Annotated in this window: 13 protein-coding genes; 7 read left to right on the plus strand and 6 right to left on the minus strand. The window is 65.5% G+C overall.

Annotated features, from left to right (window positions below):
• Positions 1–36: 36 nt before the first annotated feature.
• The 5 genes from PDM29_RS13465 to PDM29_RS13485 all read left to right on the plus strand — a co-directional run bounded on the left by PDM29_RS13465 (position 37) and on the right by PDM29_RS13485 (position 6,187).
• On the plus strand, positions 37–1,230 hold the full coding sequence (locus PDM29_RS13465; protein WP_311190615.1) for an OsmC family protein: 1,194 nt from the start codon (positions 37–39) through the stop codon (positions 1,228–1,230).
• Entirely contained in the window at positions 1,211–4,216 is a 3,006-nt protein-coding gene (locus tag PDM29_RS13470; RefSeq protein WP_311190616.1) for a TonB-dependent receptor plug domain-containing protein, read from the plus strand. The genes PDM29_RS13465 and PDM29_RS13470 overlap by 20 nt, the downstream gene beginning before the upstream one ends.
• 5 nt (positions 4,217–4,221) lie before the next feature.
• Positions 4,222–5,166 carry a DUF1684 domain-containing protein gene (locus tag PDM29_RS13475; RefSeq protein WP_311190617.1) on the plus strand — a complete coding sequence of 315 codons (945 nt, stop codon included), beginning with the start codon at positions 4,222–4,224 and terminating at the stop codon, positions 5,164–5,166.
• A gap of 76 nt (positions 5,167–5,242) precedes the next feature.
• On the plus strand, positions 5,243–5,698 hold the full coding sequence (locus PDM29_RS13480; RefSeq protein WP_425508673.1) for a hypothetical protein: 456 nt from the start codon (positions 5,243–5,245) through the stop codon (positions 5,696–5,698).
• Positions 5,699–5,824: 126 nt separating this feature from the next.
• Positions 5,825–6,187, plus strand: coding sequence for a glycine zipper 2TM domain-containing protein (locus tag PDM29_RS13485; protein WP_311190618.1), 363 nt, complete (start codon positions 5,825–5,827; stop codon positions 6,185–6,187).
• An 85-nt stretch (positions 6,188–6,272) separates the two neighbouring features.
• Here the strand turns inward: PDM29_RS13485 and fabR are convergent, their stop codons facing one another.
• Positions 6,273–6,956, minus strand: a complete 684-nt coding sequence (gene fabR, locus PDM29_RS13490; protein ID WP_311190619.1) for an HTH-type transcriptional repressor FabR — start codon at positions 6,954–6,956, stop codon at positions 6,273–6,275.
• A gap of 73 nt (positions 6,957–7,029) precedes the next feature.
• On the opposite strand from fabR, the gene PDM29_RS13495 reads away from it, so the two are divergent.
• A complete protein-coding gene (locus PDM29_RS13495) occupies positions 7,030–8,112 on the plus strand; it encodes a ferredoxin reductase (protein WP_311190620.1) in 1,083 nt (360 codons plus the stop codon).
• Positions 8,113–8,114: 2 nt separating this feature from the next.
• Entirely contained in the window at positions 8,115–9,242 is a 1,128-nt protein-coding gene (locus PDM29_RS13500) for a fatty acid desaturase family protein (RefSeq protein WP_311190621.1), read from the plus strand.
• 102 nt (positions 9,243–9,344) lie between these two features.
• Here PDM29_RS13500 and PDM29_RS13505 read toward each other — a convergent pair whose 3' ends face one another.
• From PDM29_RS13505 to PDM29_RS13525, 5 genes are all read right to left on the minus strand, one after another.
• Positions 9,345–11,495 carry a TonB-dependent receptor plug domain-containing protein gene (locus PDM29_RS13505; RefSeq protein WP_311190622.1) on the minus strand — a complete coding sequence of 717 codons (2,151 nt, stop codon included), beginning with the start codon at positions 11,493–11,495 and terminating at the stop codon, positions 9,345–9,347.
• A 93-nt stretch (positions 11,496–11,588) separates the two neighbouring features.
• The gene (locus tag PDM29_RS13510; RefSeq protein WP_311190623.1) at positions 11,589–13,076 is read right to left on the minus strand and encodes a peptidoglycan DD-metalloendopeptidase family protein; all 1,488 of its coding nucleotides are present in this window, start codon (positions 13,074–13,076) and stop codon (positions 11,589–11,591) included.
• Positions 13,073–13,459, minus strand: a complete 387-nt coding sequence (locus tag PDM29_RS13515; RefSeq protein WP_311190624.1) for a BlaI/MecI/CopY family transcriptional regulator — start codon at positions 13,457–13,459, stop codon at positions 13,073–13,075. The genes PDM29_RS13510 and PDM29_RS13515 overlap by 4 nt, the downstream gene beginning before the upstream one ends.
• Positions 13,460–13,526: 67 nt before the next feature.
• The gene (locus tag PDM29_RS13520; protein WP_311190625.1) at positions 13,527–14,639 is read right to left on the minus strand and encodes a metallophosphoesterase; all 1,113 of its coding nucleotides are present in this window, start codon (positions 14,637–14,639) and stop codon (positions 13,527–13,529) included.
• A 105-nt stretch (positions 14,640–14,744) separates the two neighbouring features.
• The gene (locus tag PDM29_RS13525; RefSeq protein WP_311190626.1) at positions 14,745–16,967 is read right to left on the minus strand and encodes a TonB-dependent siderophore receptor; all 2,223 of its coding nucleotides are present in this window, start codon (positions 16,965–16,967) and stop codon (positions 14,745–14,747) included.
• Positions 16,968–16,981 lie beyond the last annotated feature (14 nt).

Consider the following 16,981-nt stretch of genomic DNA (forward strand, 5'->3'; position numbering starts at 1 on the left):
CTCCTGTTCATGATCGCCTTCGGAGCCCGCCTGCCCATGTCCGCCGTCCGTTCTGCAGCTCCCGCCAAAGTGATTGGCGCGACCGCATTGTCTGCCCTGCTGTTGCTCGCCGCCCCCTTGGCCTTCTCAGCCGAAGGCACTGCTTCGCCGCTGCGTGACTACCTCGCGGCCAAACATGTCGCGATCCAGACCCAGCAGGCTCAACCCGGCGTCCCCACCGCGATTCACGCCAAAGTGACCGCCGAAAGCCGCTCGGGCGTTCGCCGCCTGCGCATCGGGGAGACCAGTGAGTTCCAGTACATCAGCGACAGCGGGCGCAGTTACGCCGGTTACAACCTGGGAGCCGGCTCCTGGGATTCGCTGGTGGGCACACTGGCCAGTGCCGTGGCCGACGAATACGTGGTGCAGGCGGCGGTGCAGGGACTGCCGCTGGATGGCCTGGATGTGGTGTTCACCAGCATTCCGGAGCGCAAGAGCGAGACCCTGGCGTATCCGAACAACCTCTCCTATGTCGCCTATATCGATTCGCCAGCCACGGAGGCCCAGCTGCAGGCGCTGAAGCGTGCCGTGCATGAGAACTCATCAGCGATTGATCTGGTCACCCAGCCGCATCAGGTCAGTCATGCCGAGGTGGACTATGTGCAGAGCCCGGTCACGCGCGATCCGAAACAGCCGCCGGGCCTGCGCGACTTCATCACCGAGGAAAAGCGTCCGGCCGTGCTGGCCCGGCAGGTGAAGCCGGCGGACGGGAAGAAGAAGCTCTCCGAGCCCGAAACCCTGGTCGCACGTGCCCATGTCGAACCGCGCACCGGCCTGCGTCGCGTGTTCCTGGGCAAGGACGGCTACCACCAGCAGCTGCACGACAGCGCCCCCGGTCTGCTGGGCTACGGGCTGGCACCGACCGTGGAAGAACACCTGCTCGGCGTGACCGGTACCTGCCTGACCCACATCTTCGAGGTCCAGGCCGCATCGCGGAACGTGCTGCTCGATTCACTGGAACTCACCGTCGATGGCCAGCTGAGCCCGCGTTTCGGCAGCAATGTCACGTCGCCCGCGCGCTTCAGCGACATTCACTACAAGGTCCGCATTGAGTCGCCGGCCTCGGCACAGGACATCGATGCCCTGCGTCAGTCAGTGGAAGCCACGTGCCCGCTGTACAACCTGGTGAAGGACGAGCAGAAGCTGGAAGGCCGCATCGTGCGAGGCGCGTATGCGGAACCTGCGCAGTAAGCCCGAGCCCGCCCGCCGCGCTCGTCGCGGCTTGCCGCTGCATCGCCGCCACCTGGTGCTGGCGCTGTGCACCCTGCTGGCACCGTCGGCGTATGCCGAGGAAGAGGCGGTTGCCACCGCGGAAGCGAACGACCGCGCCGGTGCGCGCACGCTGGACCGGGTGTCCGTACTTGGCTCGCAGATCGCCGGTGGCGGTGCGCAGGCAGCGCTGCCGGTGGTCGCGGTGGACCGTGAGCAGATCGATGCCACCGGGGCCACCAACGGCAACGAGTTGTTCCGCAGCCTGCCGCAGTTTGGCGATGTGGCGGTGACCGAAAAGGGCACCACCAACGCCGGACGCAATTCCAATGTGGCGCGCGGCGACGTGGGATCGATCAACCTGCGTGGCCTCGGCTCGAAGTACACGCTGCTGCTGCTCAATGGGCGTCGCACGGTGCAGCACCCGATCAGCAACAGCGGCGATGACACCACCTACAACGCCAATGCGATTCCGACCTTCGGGCTGGAGCGCGTCAATCTGCTGCTGGATGGCGCGGCCTCGATCTACGGTTCCGACGCGGTGGCCGGTGTAGTCGATCTGGTGATGCCGAGCAACCTGGCCGACGGCGGTGGCATCCAGCTGAACTACGGCAAGGTCACCGGCGGGCACCGCGAGGACATCTCGCTGGATGGCTACTTTGGCAGTGATTTTGCCGAGGGTCGCGGCAATCTGTCGGTGCTGTACGGCTTCTCCAGGCGCACCTCGCAGCTCAACTCCGATGCGTGGTTCACCGCCACCGATGGCCGCCGCCCACTCGGCGACGGCACCAGCGTGCCGGACCCGAACGGTACGACGGGCTTCAGTACCCGCACCCCGTGGGGACACTTCGAGACCTATGCGAATGGTCGTCGCACCGGTACCTGGTCGGTCAACCCGGTCACCGGTGCCCTGGTGTCCGGCTCGGTGCCCACGCGCTATCACTACGATTCCGCTGCCGAACCGGGCATCACCACGTCACCGGCGATCAAGAAGGGCAACGTGTTCGCGAGTGGGCGCTTCGACCTGACCGACGCCGTGCAGCTGTTCGGTGAACTGGGCTACTACCGTGCCCGCTCCGAATCATGGGTCAGCAGTGAATCGGGCTTCGGTGGCGATGGCTTCCTGCTGCATATCCGGCCGGATGCGTATTGGGTGCCGCAGTCTCTGCGCGGAGCCGACGCCATCCGTCTGCTCAACTACCAGTTCGCCGATTCCGGCATTCGCAAGGTCGAGGTGGACAACGATCAATCGCGCCTGCTGTTGGGTGTGCGCGGATGGACCGAGGGCGGCTGGAACTGGGAGACCGCGTTGCTGTACTCGCGGGCTCGCAGCAAGGACACCCAGCAGGGCGGGTTGACCGACGCCTTCATCGAGGCCGTGAACCGCACCGACGCCAGTGCCTACAACCCCTTCAGCGGCGGTGATCCGAACAGCATCCGCGTCGGGGATGCCACTCCCTACGACACCTCGTCGTTCATCGGCGAGGCTACACGCGAAGGCACCGCCGAACTGGCGCTGTGGGACTTCAAGGTCAACCGCCCTGACGTGATCAGCTGGTACGCCGGCGACATCGGCCTGGCTGCGGGCGTGGAGTACCGTTACGAAAGCCGCCAGGATGACCGCGACGAGAACATAGATGGCAGCCGCCCCTACACGGACTGGTATACCGGAACCGTCGCTGCCAGCAATTTCTTTACCCATAGCCCGCGTCCGGACGTGAAAGGCAGCCGCAACGTCAAGTCGGCGCTGATCGAACTGGCGGTCCCGCTGATCTCACCCGCGCAGAATATTCCGTTGGTGCAGTCGCTGGACCTGCAGATTGCGGGGCGGTATGAGGACTACAGCGATGCCGGCCAGGTCGCCAAGCCCAAGTTCGCCGCCGCCTGGAAGGTCGTTGACAGCCTGCTGCTGCGCGGTTCGGTCAGCGGTGGCTTCCGTGCCCCGGGGCTGGAACTGGTGAACTCTCCGCCCACCTACGGGTTTGGCTTCAACAACGATGCCATCCGCTGCCATGCGCTGATCAGCAAGGGTGCGCACCCCGACTACAGCGCCTGCTTGAACGCCTACAGCAGCGGTTTCTCGGTCAAGCCGTCGGTGAGTACCGTGACCTCCTATGGCGACGATGTGAAGCCGGAAACCACGAAGCAGTCGTCCTGGGGCGCGGTGTTCGAGCCGCAGTTCCTTCCCGAGTCGCTGGGCTCGCTGAGCCTGAGCGTAGACGCGTGGAAGGTGAAAGTGGAGAACCCGATCAGCACCCTGGGCGAGGAGCTGCTCTACGACGCCTATCTACGTGTCGTGGAAGGCAGCAGCAACCCGAACGTGGTGCGCGCGGCGGTGACCGCCGAGGACATCGCACAGTTCGAGGGATCCGGTCTGGCCCCCGCCGGCGTGGTGACCCACGTCTACACCCGGTATCAGAACCGCAGTCCGCTGACCGCATCCGGTGTGGACTACAACTTCACCTGGCGTCTGCCGGAGACGGCTTGGGGCAACTTCGCCTTGCTGATCAGTGCCAGCCAGTTGAAGGAATACACGCAGCAGAAGCCCATTGAGGTGCAGCAGGTGGCCGCCGCAGTGTCCAGCGGCCAGCTGAACATCATTGCGCCCGATCTGGGTGCGGCCAATGAGGTGGGCATCAATGGGGCCAAGCCGGAGTGGCGGGCCAGTGCCACCCTGATCTGGAACCTGCAGGACTGGACCGTGCGACTGCGCGACGACTACATCGACAGCGTGACCGCTGGTGCGTACTCGGACCGGACGCCGTATGTGGTGGGGTCCACCCAGCGCTGGGCCTTGTCGGTGAAGAAGGAGTTCAACCAGGGCGCACTGGCGGGCACCGCGGTGGAAGTCGGGGCACGCAATCTGTTCGACAAGGAGCCGCCGCTGAACGCGTCGGGCAACTACCTCACCGCGCTGCATGAGTCGTATGGGCGCTATCTCCACGTTGGCATCTCCAAACACTGGTGAACTGCATGAAGACCTACGCACTTGCTCTTTCCGCGATGGCGGCCGTGTTCGCATCCGCCTGCAGCCCCAGTGCAGCTGCACCGGCACCCAGCCGCTTCCAGCAGGAACACGCCGCGTGGGTGCAGCAGCGCGCAGCCGATCTACGCAAACCTGATGGCTGGGTCAGCTTGATCGGCCTGCACTGGATTGAAGCGGGACGCCAGAACGTGGGCGCAGGCAAGGACAACGGTATCCGGCTTGCGATAGGCCCGGACCGTCTCGGTCAGTTGGAACAGCGCACCGACGGGTTGTATTTCAAACCCGCCGAAGGAGCGCGCATTACCGCCGACGGCAAACCGCTGCAGGGCGAAGTGCAGTTGCTGCCGGAAGGGAAGGGCGGTGCCACCAAGCTGGGCTACGACCAGGGCAAGGGGCAAATTACCGCGATCAAGCGTGGGCAGCGGTTGGCGCTGCGCGTGCGGCATGCCGATGCACCGGCGCGCGTGGGGTTTGCCGGCCTCGATTTCTTCCCGGCCGATGAAGCCTGGCGCGTCCCAGCCCGCTTCGTTGCGCACGCGGCCGGCAAGACGCTGCCGATTGCCAGCGTGATCGGCGAAATCAACAATTCGCCGAATCCGGGTTACGTGGTGTTTGAGAAAGACGGGCGGACGTGGCGGCTGGAGGCGCTGGGTGACCCGGCGCAAGGCCTGAACCTGATGTTCCAGGACCAGACCACAGGGCGACAGACCTACGGCGTCGGGCGCTATCTGCATACCGATGCGGTTGCCGCCGACGGCAGCGTCACGCTGGACTTCAATCGCGCTTACAACCCTCCGTGCGCCTACACCGACTATGCCACGTGCCCGCTGCCGCCTCCGGAAAACCGGCTGGCGCAGAAGGGTGCGAATGCGCAGCCGGTGCGACTGGCGGTGCTGGCGGGGGAACGAAAGTACGCGTTGGCGCAGCACTGAGGGCCGTCACGCTGCCTTTGCATCTGTGCAATGTGCGGCTGTTAAGGTTGCATGACCCCAATCAGGAAGCCTCACCATGACCCGGACGTCTACGTTCGCACTGCTCACGCTCGCTCTCAGCCCGGCGCTGGCCTTCGCTCAATCCGACCGTGAGGTTGCCGAGCATATGGTCACCCGCTCTGCAAACGTCTGCCCTGGCCACAGCACCGAGCGCACGACGCCCACGGTGAAGAAAGTGCCGGTGGGCGCACTGCGGGTGATGTTGGACCGTGGTCTGGTGATGTGCCCGGACCGCCGCCTCGATGCCAGTGCGCCGGCGGTGTTCTACGGCCGCGTGGGCGTGTTCGCGTGGAATCCTGAAGTGCCGGCCGCTGCCACGGTGATCGTCAAGCAGATCGACCAGATGACCCGCAAGGATGAGTATCCGGTCGAAACACTGGTGTGGGATGAAAAGGGCACCGCGTTGACCCAGCAGACCGTGCCGGCGTTCGAGCCGCGCCCTGGCGCTGCAGTGCTGTACAAGGTGCGCTGAGCACGTTGGCTGCGATTCACATGCTGAATCGCAGCCTATCCTTTGACTTCGCCTACACCTGATTTCACGGTCGCTTGCACAGTGGGTGCCGACACTGGACGCATGTTTCACCCATAGGAGTCGACCATGCAGACCCAACTCAAGATGCTGTGCCTGGGCAGCTTGCTGGCCTTTTCCGCCGTTGCTTCGGCGCAGACGTACGGACCGAAGGACGAAGGTCGCCGCTTCAACGATGGCAGCAAGGTGGTTTGCCACAATGTTGAAGTGCAGCGCAACAGCAAGGACCCGAACCGCATCACCGGTACCGCGATTGGTGCGGTGGCCGGTGGTCTGCTGGGTAACCAGGTAGGCGGTGGTAACGGCAAGAAGGTGGCTACGGTGGCCGGTGCGGTTGCCGGTGGTGCTGCAGGCCGGCACATCCAGGGCAACCAGCAGTCCAAGAATGGCGACCGGGTGGTGGAGCGCCGTTGCGAGCGGCGTTATCCGTAATCGGTTGATATGTGGATTTACCTGGTTGCCGGCCAGCGGCCGGCACTACCGGGATCGAGCGGCCAGCGTGTAGCTGGCCGTTCTTTTATCGCGTTGGCGGATTGCCTGCGATGGTGCGCGCACCGGTGATGATCATGCGCAGCATCTGCGAGAGCTGATCAATCAGCTCGGGATCCTTTTCCGGCGGCTGGTCCAGCGCGCTGCCGCCCATCGCGAACACCAACCGGGTGATGGCCTTGGCGACCAGATGCGGTTCGTGCAGGACCGCGCCGTTGTCGGCGGCCGCCAGCCGGATCAGATCCACACACAGTTCTTCTTCGAAGTAATTCAGTTCGCGCTCGACCGCGTGCTTGAACGCGTCCGAGCCGGCGCTGCCTTCGCGAAGCATCACGTGCAGCAGACGGTCGTCGGCGCGCAGCTGCTCGAAGAAGGTTTCCACCGATACCCGGATCACGCTGCGGTCGGACGAGGCGGCGCGCCGACGGGCCTGGCCGATGATGGTGCGCAGTGAACGCCCGGCCAGGTCGATCAGCGCCACGGTCAGTTCGTCCATGTCGCGGAACTGGCGGTAGAACGAATTCGGGGCGATGCCGGCTTCGCGTGCCACTTCACGCAGGCTCAGCGTGGAAACGCTGCGGTGCGGGCCGATCAGCGCCAGCGCGGCGGCCAGCAGGTCATCCCGGGAGATCGCCCCCTTGCGTGCCGGGTGTGTCTCATCCGCCGTTGATACGGCAAGGTCGGTGGCAGTCAGGGAGGGCTGGGCGGTCATCAGATGAATCATAGCCGGTCCGGGCGATATACAACTGTATACACACCTGTATGCTCGGTCGTATAGTGGCGGCATGAACGCTCGAGTCCTTCCTGCTGTCCGTCGCCGCAACCCGTTGCTACCCCGCAACTGGGTCTCGGAAGAATTGTTCGATTTCTGGGCGGGGCAGGTGCACCCGCTGTGGACCCTGCGCCGCGCGAGGGCCCGGTTGGTGTCCCGTGAGGCGGCCAGTGCCGACGCGGTGACCCTGGTGTTGCGCCCGAACCGGCACTTCAAGGGCCTGCAGCCGGGCCAGCACGTAAATCTGGGTGTGGAAGTGGACGGCCGCCGGCTCAGCCGCAGCTACAGCCCGACCCTGCTGGACGACGGCACCCTGGCGATCACGGTGAAGACGGTCGCCGGAGGCGCGGTCAGCCAGCATCTGTCCCATGCGGCGCAACCCGGCGATGTATTCGAGCTGGGCGCGGCCTTCGGCGAGATGACTTTGTCCACGGTGCCTGCGGCACCGCTGGTCCTGCTGGCCGCCGGCAGCGGCATCACCCCGATGCGCGCGCTGCTGCGCCAGTTGCAGGCCGCTGGCGTGCCGGGCCGTGTGGAGCTGGTGTACTGGGCGCAGACCCGGGAAGCGCTGTGCTTCGTGGATGAGTTCAACGCCCTGGCCGCGCGCCATCCGAACCTGCGCGTGCATCTGGCGCTGACCCGCGATCCGCTGAATCCGGCTGTGCGCGTGGGTGATTACGACTTCAGCGCGTTGGGCGATCTGAGCGCTGCGCAGGTCATGGCCTGTGGCCCCGCCGGCTTCGTGGAAAGCGCGCGCATCTGCCTGCAGGGGCAGGTGGCTGGTTTCCACGCTGAAGCCTTCAGTCCGCCGGCGACCAATGACGTCGCCGCGGAAACCGGCACCGTGCAGGTCGAGCTGCGCCGCAGTGGCCGCACCTTGGAACTGCCGCGCGGCACTGCGCTGCTGGCTGCACTGGAAGCCGAAGGCCTGCGTCCGGCCAGCGGTTGCCGCATGGGCATCTGCAATACCTGTGTCTGCGGCAAGGTCAGCGGGGTCACCCGCAACATCCTGACCGGCGAACATGCGGCCGAACCGGCCTCGCAAGTACGGCTGTGCGTGAACAGCGCCAGCACCGATCTGATTCTGGAGCTTTGAGCATGTCTTCCGTGCAAAACCGCGTGTTGTCGGCCAGCGAACTGCAGACCTTCGGCGATGAACTGGACGCGCTGCGTGCGCGCCATGTCGCCACCCTGGGCGCGTCCGATGCGCGCTACATCCGCCGTGTGGTGGCGGGCGTGCGCTGGACCGGCGTGGCCGGTCGCGCGCTGCTGTTCCTCGGTGCGTTCGTGCACAGCGTGCTGATTCCGGCGTGGATTGCCGGCGTGGCGCTGCTGGCCATCTCCAAGATTCTGGAAAACATGGAGCTGGCGCACAACGTCATTCACGGCCAGTACGACTGGATGGGCGACGCGCAGCTGCAGGGCAGCACCTACGAGTGGGACATCGTCGGCACCGCCGACAACTGGCGCAAGACCCATAACTTCCGCCATCACACCTACACCAATGTGCGTGGGCTGGATGACGACATCGGCTACGGCCTGCTGCGCATCTTCCCGGAACAGCGCTGGCGTCCCTTCTACCTGATGCAGCCGGTCATCGCCGTGGTCTTCGCGCTGCTGTTTGAGTGGGGCATCGCCATCCAGGACCTGAAGATCGGCCGCCTGCTGGCCGGCAAGATGACCTTCAAGCAGCTGCTGCGGCAGTCGCGCCCGGTGGGCCGCAAGGTCGGCAAGCAGGTGTTCAAGGACTACATCCTGTTCCCGGCGCTGGCCGGCCCGTTCTTCCTGCCGGTGCTGCTGGGCAACGTGGTCGCCAACCTGATCCGCAACGTGTGGACGTACGTGGTGATCTTCTGCGGGCACTTCACCGCCGATGCGGAGACCTTCCCGAAGGAATGCGTGCGTGATGAAACGCGCGGACATTGGTATCTGCGCCAGCTGCGTGGTTCGTCGAACATCGCCGGTGGCAAGGTGATGAACCTGATGACCGGCAACCTGAGCCACCAGATCGAACACCATTTCTATCCGGACGTGCCGGCCAACCGCTATGCCGCCATTGCGGTGGAAGTGCGGGAGATCTGCCAGCGCTATGGCCAGCACTACAACACCGGCTCGCTGCCGAAGCAGTTCGGGCAGGTGGTGTGGCGCATTCTGCGGCATTCGCTGCCGAGCCGGCCGCGCGTGGTGGTGGTGCCGGAACGTACGCCGGTGCCGTCGACGCCGTAAGGCGTGATGGGCCTGGGATCGCCATTACAGGCGGTGATTGGCGTAGAGCGGGGCTTGCCCCGCTGCTGTTTGCGCGGTGCCTTCAGCGGGGCAAGCCCCGCTCTACAACGCCAGCTCCCATTGCAGGCGCCAGGTGGGCGTGATGCGACGTTCCCGCTGCAATACCTGCGTGCCGTTTTCATCCTGCAGACGCTGACCCGAACGCGTATCCGGATGCAGCAGGTTGCCCACACTCAGCCGCAGCTTGTTGCGCGGCCCGAAAGCGCGAACCACATACACATCCAGCTCGCGATTCCACCCTTCAAGGTCGGTCTGCCAGGTACTCACCCGGGTGGGATCGCCGCTCCGCCACGTATAGCTGGCCCCGGTATTCCAGCGCGGATCGATCCGATAATCCGCGCCCACTGAACCGGTGAAACGCAGTTGCCCGTCCAATCGGTTGTCGGGCCCGGGCACCTCATCCACCCGCGATGCGTTGTAGGTGGCATTGGCGCGCAGCGTGATATCCGGCGCGTTTGCGATCAGCGCGTGCAATGGTGCTTTCGCATCCATCTCCACGCCCCAGCTGCGCGCGGAACCCCCATTGCGTGGCGTCGCCACCCAACGCCCGTTGCGCAGGGTCGTGTCGGTCAGCACCACGTCGCGGATACGACGCGCATAGCCGCCGATGCTCCACTGCACGCCGTTCTTTCGCTGCGCCTCGTAGGCAAGGTCAACGCCGGTCGCCAGCTCTGGCTTCAGGGCCGGATTGCCCTGTTCGTCAGGGTTCAATGGCCGGTTGTTGGTGGAGGTGTACGGGCGTGGAATCAACGAACCCAGCGTCGGCGACTTGTAGGTGCGCGTGAGTGCAAGGCGCAGTTGACGATCACCAGTGCCCGGCAGCTTCCAGCGTGACTGCAGAATGGGGGAGAGCACACTGTCGGTTTGCCGGACAGGATCGAAACCACTGCCGCTGCTGCGCGTGCTGATGTGCTCCCAACGCGTGCCCAGGTACAGCGACCAGCGTGGGGATAGTTCGATGTCGTCCTGCGCATACACCGCCAGCCGCCCGACCTCGGCATCGAAGGAAAGGTCGCTGATGCTGCCAGGGAGACCCGAGATGGGGCGCAACTGCTGGAGCCGTTCCTCGTCGCGGTGGTCCAGGCTGGCTTCCCAACCCAGCTGCAGGGTGTGCCGGCCACGCGACGGGAGCGCCCACTTGCCGGTGCTGTTGGCGTTGCGCACGTTCAGGCGCGCGTCGGTGTGGTCGTCCAGGTTCTGCTGGCCCTGTGTGTCCTGGCCCTGCTCGCGATAGCGGTAGCGTTCGTGATTGCCCCCCAGCGCCAATTTGCTGCTGAAGCTGCCGCCGGTGTCCAGGGCATGTGTCCACTCCGCACTGCCGTTGGCCTGTATCAGATCTATCGTCGTCTGCTGCTGGTACTGAGTGTGCAGCAGTGGTTCGCCCAGTTGCGTGTCCCAGTCGATGTCGATGTGGCGCTGGAAGCGGCTGGCGTCGATGTAGGCCTGCAGGGCCAGTGTATCGGCGTTGTCGAAGGTGAGCTCAAGGCTGGGGGTGACCACCAGCGCTTCCCGGGTACCACTGGCGCGGAGTGCGCTCTGGCGGAGCGCTGTGGGCTGCCCCGTGGCGTCATTCACGGTTTCGGTGGAGGCTTCCTCGACCAGAAACGCACGGCGCGTGGCGGTGGTGGTGATCGTATGGCTGCGGCCTTCGCTGCGACGACTGCGCTGCCAGGACACGGACGGTGTGCTGCGGCCGTTGTTCACGCTCCAGTTCGCGGTGACCGTGTCGCTATCACGTTCGGCACCGGACACCAGCACGATGTTCAAGGTTCCGGCAATGGCTTCGCCGCGCAGGTCGGCGGTAGGTGCGCGCAGAATCTCGACTTTCTCGACCATTTCCGGGGTCAGCGAATCCAGATCGAATCCCAGCGGTGCCTTCTGCCCGTTGATCAGAATCTGCGTGTATCCGTTGCCCAGTCCGCGCAGGGTAACGCCGCCGGGTCGGCCCGGCGCTCCGGCCACCACGCTGACGCCGGGTAGCCGCTTGAGCGCGTCCAGCAGGGCGGTGTCGCCGTACTGGCGAAGCGCGCCCGCATCAAACACGATGCGTGTGGCACCGTCATCGCGACGCGCGTCGTAGCGCTCGACCTGCACCTGCACGGTGTCCAGTTCGGTCGCGGGGGGCGATTGAGCGGCGGCAGGTGCAGCCAGCAACGCGGGCAACACCAGCAGGGCAGGGCAACGTGCAGGCATGCAACAACCTCTTGTCTCTCGTAGAGCGGGGCTTGCCCCGCTGACGGGAACGTCCTTCGTAGAGCGGGGCTTGCCCCGCTGTCGCGATCCGCGCTACTGCAGATGCTTCAGCGGATCCACACGCTCACCGTTGAACAACAGCTCCCAGTGCAGGTGCGGCCCGGTCACGCGCCCACTGCGTCCACTGTGCGCAACCAGATCACCGCGCCGCACACGCTGGCCCGGCTGCAGCGAGGTGCTGTCCAGGTGCGCGAACAGACTCTGCCAACCGTTGCCATGATCAATCACGACCACCGTGCCGTATTGATCGCCCTCGGGGTAATGCGCTGTGGCTGCCGACACGACGCCATCCGCCGGTGCCATCACCGGCGTACCCACGCGGGCAGCAAAGTCGGTGCCACGGTGCGCGCGCTGACGGATGCCGCCGCTGTCGCCGAAGTGGCTGTTGATGCGTACCTGCGCCAGCGGTGCGCTGAAGCGTTGTCCCGCTGCGGCCAGGTGAGAGATCGATGCCGGTGCCATCGTCGCGCTGATGCTGCTGAGGGTGGTCAACCGCGGCAGCGGAGCCGGTGACAGCACGGCCGCCTGTACAACGGTGATGACGGCACCACTGACCAACAATACAGCGAGCACGGCAACACGACCTGTCCACGAAGTTCGTAGTGCGCTGCCACCGCGCAGCATGTGCTGGAGGCGCAGCTGGTGGCCGGCCATGTCGCGGTGGGTCAGCGCGGTCACCGGGCTCGGCGCGCTGCCGTGTCCGGCCAGGCGCAGCGCGGCCAGATAGGCAATGGCAAAACTGCGGCCGGCCGCGGCGTCGCCGCCCAGTGCCATGGCGTCGCAGCGCAGCTCGGCGGCCATCTGCACACGGGCAGCGATATGCCGCACCAACGGGTTGAACCACAGCAGCGCACCGACCATTGCCATAGCGCCGGCGCGTTGCGGATCACCACGCTCCAGGTGCGCGGCTTCATGCCGCAGAACAAGGCGTAGCTGAAGGTCGCTGAAGTGGTGGAGCGCACTTTCAGGCAGCACGATGGTCGGTCGCGGCCAGCGCACGGCGAACGGGGTCATCGCGTGTGAGGTAAAGCGCACCGTGATGCCCTGTGCGCGCAGGGAAAGCGCCTGCTGCGTGCTTGCCGGGCCAGGCCAGTTGGACGCGTCAATGACCTCCGATGCGTCGCGCACCACCCGGTACGCGGTCCAGCTTCCGGTGAGCAGGCGCAACAGCGCCAGGGCCGAACCCAGCAGCCAGGCCGTCATCAGTACACCCCCCAGTGAGGGCCAGCCCCGCCCAGGCGGGACGACTGCATCGAGGGTTGTCGCTGGGTTGTCCAGCGCCAGCGGATGGGGCAGCGCAACTGGCAATGCCGCCAGCGGGACCGGGGCCAAGCCTGCCAGCAGCACCGACAGCAGGGGAGGAAGCACCGCCAGACACCACGCCGCAAACCACACGCCCGGGGTAGACACCGCCTGCGGCCACAGCCGCTGCACCGTGCGACCCAGGGCCAGCGCAAGCGCGGCGCTGGCCACGCTGCCCAGCGCCAGCAACATCCAGGTCTGCGGGGGCAGCGCGCTCATGCGGCGTCATCCGGGTCGGGGGCGTGCAGCAAGGCCTCCAGTTGCTGCAGTTCCTGTTCGCTCAACAGGCGGCTGTCGGCGAAGGCCTGCACCGGCAGCGCGCCGTCGAGTTCCAGCACACGGCGGGCGAAATCTGCGCTCAAGGCTGCCAGCGTGGCGACCTTGCCGACCTGGGCGCGGTAGACATTGAGGCCGTGTTCGCTGGTTTCCGTCACCAGCCCCTTGTCGACCATCCGTTCCAGCGTCTTGCGCGTGGAGGAGTAGGACCACTCCAGGCTGGCAGCGATGCCGTTGTGCAGTTCGCGGGCACTGCAGGCGTTTAGCCGCCACAGGCACTTGAGCAGTTCCAGCTCGGCGTTGGAGGGGGTCGGGGGACGGACCATGGCGACAGCCTGATGGATGTGGTGTCGCAAGTGTGCGACATGTGTCGCATGGCGCGCAACCCCGCCATCAATCGGAGGTACCAATCACCCCTTCGGCCAGCGGTACCCGTGACCCGTCCAGCAAGCCACGGCTGAGCACGCCGTCCTCGATGAACAGCAGCTCCCCGTTCTCGCCGTTTTTGATGCTGCTGTCGATCGCGATGATGCGGTCACCATGGAACGTGCTCACATGCGGCATCGACGTGTGTCCGACCACGATCCGCTTCAGCCTCAACTGCTGAAGCAGAGCATCCACCTGCGGCGTGTCCATGCGCCCATCGAAGTAGCCACGGAACCAGATCGGACTGGTTTTGCCATCAAACAGGCGCGCGCTGTCCGGCGCGGCCTTGACCTGTTCACGGGGCAGGCCGAGAGAAGCCTGGTACAGCGCATTGGTGGCATCCAGCGCCTGCACCAGATCCACGTTCTCCGCGGCTATGCCGCCGTGCAGGAACAAGGTGTCGCCGATCTGCAGCAGCGCCGGGCGAGTGCGCAGCCATTGGCCGATCACCGAATCGGCGGCATACAACCCCGGATAGGTACGGCCGAGCAGGCGAGCGCTCTTGAGATACTTGGGATTGACATAGCGCAGGTCGCGGTACAGCACCATGGTTTCGTGGTTGCCCAGCACGAAGTGCACCGCGCCGCCGGCATCGGCCGCCTGCTGCTGCAGGCTGTACAACAACCAGAAGGCTTCAGTGACCTGCGGCCCGCGGTCAAAGACATCGCCCGCCACCACGAGGGTGGCGGTGCCCAGCGACCAGCGGTCCTGGTCGTCGATCACGTGATGTGCGCGCAGCAGCTGCACCAGAAGACCGTACTGGCCATGGATGTCGGACAGGGCCACGATGCGTGGCACTGCCGGCAGACGTGCGGGCGCGGGGCTCAGCAGTGGCCCGATGTCCAGCGCATGCGGATACCCGCATTCGGGCAGTACCACCGTGGTGGAGCCGCGCGCAGGCAGATCCCGCCGTACCACATGGTCGTCGCATACCCACTGTGCCTGATGGCCGTCTCCGGTCAGAAACACATAGGGGCCGTCCGCATCAACGTGCTCGGCAGGCGCGGCAACCTCGCGGGCGGAAGTGCCGAACGCAGCCGCGAGCAAAAGAGCGGAAGCCAATACCGGGCGCAACGTCATGGGCAGTTCCAACCTCAAAGAAGGCCATCTTACGTAGTGACACGCCATGCGTGTCAACGTAGCCCCAAACCGCCCCACCCATCCAGAACGCCGCGCCCGATGTGGTCAGAAATTCGCGCGCAGGTTGAACAACACCCGACGCGGCTCACCCCAGTACCCGGAATTGAAGAAGCCCACATTCCGGTAATACACCTTGTCGAACACGTTGGTCACGGTCACACCCACGCTCATGTTGTCGTTGATGCGGTAGCGCCCCATCAGGTCAAACAACATGTAGCCGCCCTGGCGCATCTTGCCGGTGGCGGTGATCGGTGCGCCGGCCGCGGTGAAGCGACCGGTGGGAATGGGCTGCAGCTGGTAGATCTCGCTCTGTACCGTGAAGCCACCGCCGACCATCCAGTCACCGCGACGATACGTGGTGTTGAACCGCGCCAGCTGCATGGGGCTGGTGCTGGCGAAGCGGCTGCCATCCGGGTTGGTGCTGTAGGCGTAGGTGTAGCCGCCGGTCATGCTCCAGTGGTCGGTGATTGAACCGGATACCTCGAACTCCGCACCGTTGGTCTCGATGCCCTTGCTGGCAATGTAGGGCACGCCGCCGTCGGGCAGGATTACGTCGGCCCCGGCCGGGTCGCGCGTGGCCACGTTGTCCTGCTTCATGTAGAAGCCATTGAGCGAACCGTACAGGCGGCCACCGAAGAACTCGCCCTTGAAGCCATACTCGTAGTTGCTTCCGGTGACCGGATCCAGCAGCTGGTTGTTGATGTCACGCAGCGCGGTGGCCTGGAACACGTCCGAGTAGCTGGCAAAGGCGGTGATGTTCGCGCTCAGGTCGTATAGCACGCCGAAGTAGGGCGTGGGCTCATGCGCGGTGGTGCGTGCGCTGCGGCCGGTGAAGTTGCCGTTGACGTCGAAGTTGTCGGTCGTGGTGCGGTAGTCCGAGTAGCGCACGCCGGCGATCACCTTCAGCGGGTCGATCGGGTTCAGGCGCGCGGCGGCGTAGTAGCCCGTCTCGGTGGTGTTGACCGTGCTGGACGGAATGCCGTAGTTGAACGTGGTCGGCTTGCCGATGTTCCCGTCCCAGCTGAAGATGCTGGGGAAGGCAGCCACGTTGTACGGACGCGAGGTGATGCCGGCGCGGATCGTGTCCAGGTCACGGTCGTAGTGGTTCACGCCCACGACCAACTCGTGCTGGCGGCCGAACAGCTGGAACGGACCGGAGGCATACAGATCGAAGGCGTCTTCGCGGGTTTCTGACACTGAGTAGGTATCGGCAATGCGCAGTCCCAGGCCGGTGACCGGGTCGGCCCAGTTGCCGGTGTTGGAGCCGGCCAGCAGCAGCGAGTCGGTGTCGGTGGCGCGGTGGTTGTACGCGATGCGCCCGTTCCAGCCCGCGCCCAGCTGCTGCTCCAGGGTAAGGAAGTAATTGGTGCTTTCGCGGTTCCATTCGTTCCAGCGTGCGGCGGCACTGTACGAGCGCGGCATCACCGCGCGGCTGCCGTCGCGGAAGTACAGAGGCGAAGCGCTCCAGGCACCGCCATCCGAGGCAGTCTTGAGGTAATCGATGCCGGCGCGCAGGCGGGTGCTGTCGGTCAGGTCGGCCTCGATCACGCCATACAGGCTGGGCGAGATGTCGTGCTGGAAGCGCACCCAGCTTTCCTTGTCGGTGTAGGCCCCGACGAAGCGACCGCGGACGCGGCCACCGGAGGTCAGCGGACCGCCGACGTCCACTTCCGCGCGGCGGTAGTCCCAGGAGCCGGCGCTGAGGCTGGTGCTGGCCTGGAAGGTGTCGGTAGGGCGCTTGCGCACCATGTTGACCGTGGCAGACGGATTGCCCGATCCGGTGACCAGGCCGCTGGCCCCGCGCACGATTTCGATGCGCTCGTAGATGGAGGTGTCGCTCAGGATCGAATTGCCGCCGGCACCGGTGGTGTAGTTGGTGGGCACGCCGTCGAACATGAAGTTGTTGATGGTGAATCCGCGCGCATTGAACAGCGTGCGGTTGCTGTCGTAGGACTGCACGGTGACACCCGGGGTCTGCTGCAGCACCTCGGCGATGGTGATCAAGTTGAAGTCCTCGATCCGCTGGCGGGTGAACACGGTCAGCGACTGCGGGGTTTCTCGCAGGGTCAGCGGCAGCTTGGTGGCGGTGTTGGTGCCATAGACCTGGTAGCCCTCGGTGCGCTGGGTGACCAGCACCTTGTCCAGCTCGGTGGTGGTCGGTGCATTGGCGGCGCTCTGCGCCAACGCCAGCGAAGGCGCAGCAGCCAGTGCCAGGCACAGCGCCAAGGTGTTCCGGCGCGGCGCGCCGGTCAGGGAAGGATGGATCATGGAAACCTCGGGGT

Origin of the sequence: Stenotrophomonas oahuensis, from assembly GCF_031834595.1 — a bacterium.
Classification (GTDB): Bacteria; Pseudomonadota; Gammaproteobacteria; order Xanthomonadales; family Xanthomonadaceae; genus Stenotrophomonas; species Stenotrophomonas oahuensis.

What these genes read in the sequence shown, in the direction of transcription:
- PDM29_RS13520 (WP_311190625.1), bottom strand. Translation starts at nt 14,639, where the DNA reads ATGACGTTGCGCCCGGTATTGGCTTCCGCTCTTTTGCTCGCGGCTGCG.
- PDM29_RS13505 (WP_311190622.1), bottom strand. Translation starts at nt 11,495, where the DNA reads ATGCCTGCACGTTGCCCTGCCCTGCTGGTGTTGCCCGCGTTGCTGGCT.
- PDM29_RS13470 (WP_311190616.1), top strand. Translation starts at nt 1,211, where the DNA reads ATGCGGAACCTGCGCAGTAAGCCCGAGCCCGCCCGCCGCGCTCGTCGC.
- PDM29_RS13510 (WP_311190623.1), bottom strand. Translation starts at nt 13,076, where the DNA reads ATGAGCGCGCTGCCCCCGCAGACCTGGATGTTGCTGGCGCTGGGCAGC.
- PDM29_RS13515 (WP_311190624.1), bottom strand. Translation starts at nt 13,459, where the DNA reads ATGGTCCGTCCCCCGACCCCCTCCAACGCCGAGCTGGAACTGCTCAAG.
- PDM29_RS13525 (WP_311190626.1), bottom strand. Translation starts at nt 16,967, where the DNA reads ATGATCCATCCTTCCCTGACCGGCGCGCCGCGCCGGAACACCTTGGCG.
- PDM29_RS13475 (WP_311190617.1), top strand. Translation starts at nt 4,222, where the DNA reads ATGAAGACCTACGCACTTGCTCTTTCCGCGATGGCGGCCGTGTTCGCA.
- PDM29_RS13500 (WP_311190621.1), top strand. Translation starts at nt 8,115, where the DNA reads ATGTCTTCCGTGCAAAACCGCGTGTTGTCGGCCAGCGAACTGCAGACC.
- PDM29_RS13480 (WP_425508673.1), top strand. Translation starts at nt 5,243, where the DNA reads ATGACCCGGACGTCTACGTTCGCACTGCTCACGCTCGCTCTCAGCCCG.
- PDM29_RS13485 (WP_311190618.1), top strand. Translation starts at nt 5,825, where the DNA reads ATGCAGACCCAACTCAAGATGCTGTGCCTGGGCAGCTTGCTGGCCTTT.
- fabR (WP_311190619.1), bottom strand. Translation starts at nt 6,956, where the DNA reads ATGACCGCCCAGCCCTCCCTGACTGCCACCGACCTTGCCGTATCAACG.
- PDM29_RS13495 (WP_311190620.1), top strand. Translation starts at nt 7,030, where the DNA reads ATGAACGCTCGAGTCCTTCCTGCTGTCCGTCGCCGCAACCCGTTGCTA.
- PDM29_RS13465 (WP_311190615.1), top strand. Translation starts at nt 37, where the DNA reads ATGTCCGCCGTCCGTTCTGCAGCTCCCGCCAAAGTGATTGGCGCGACC.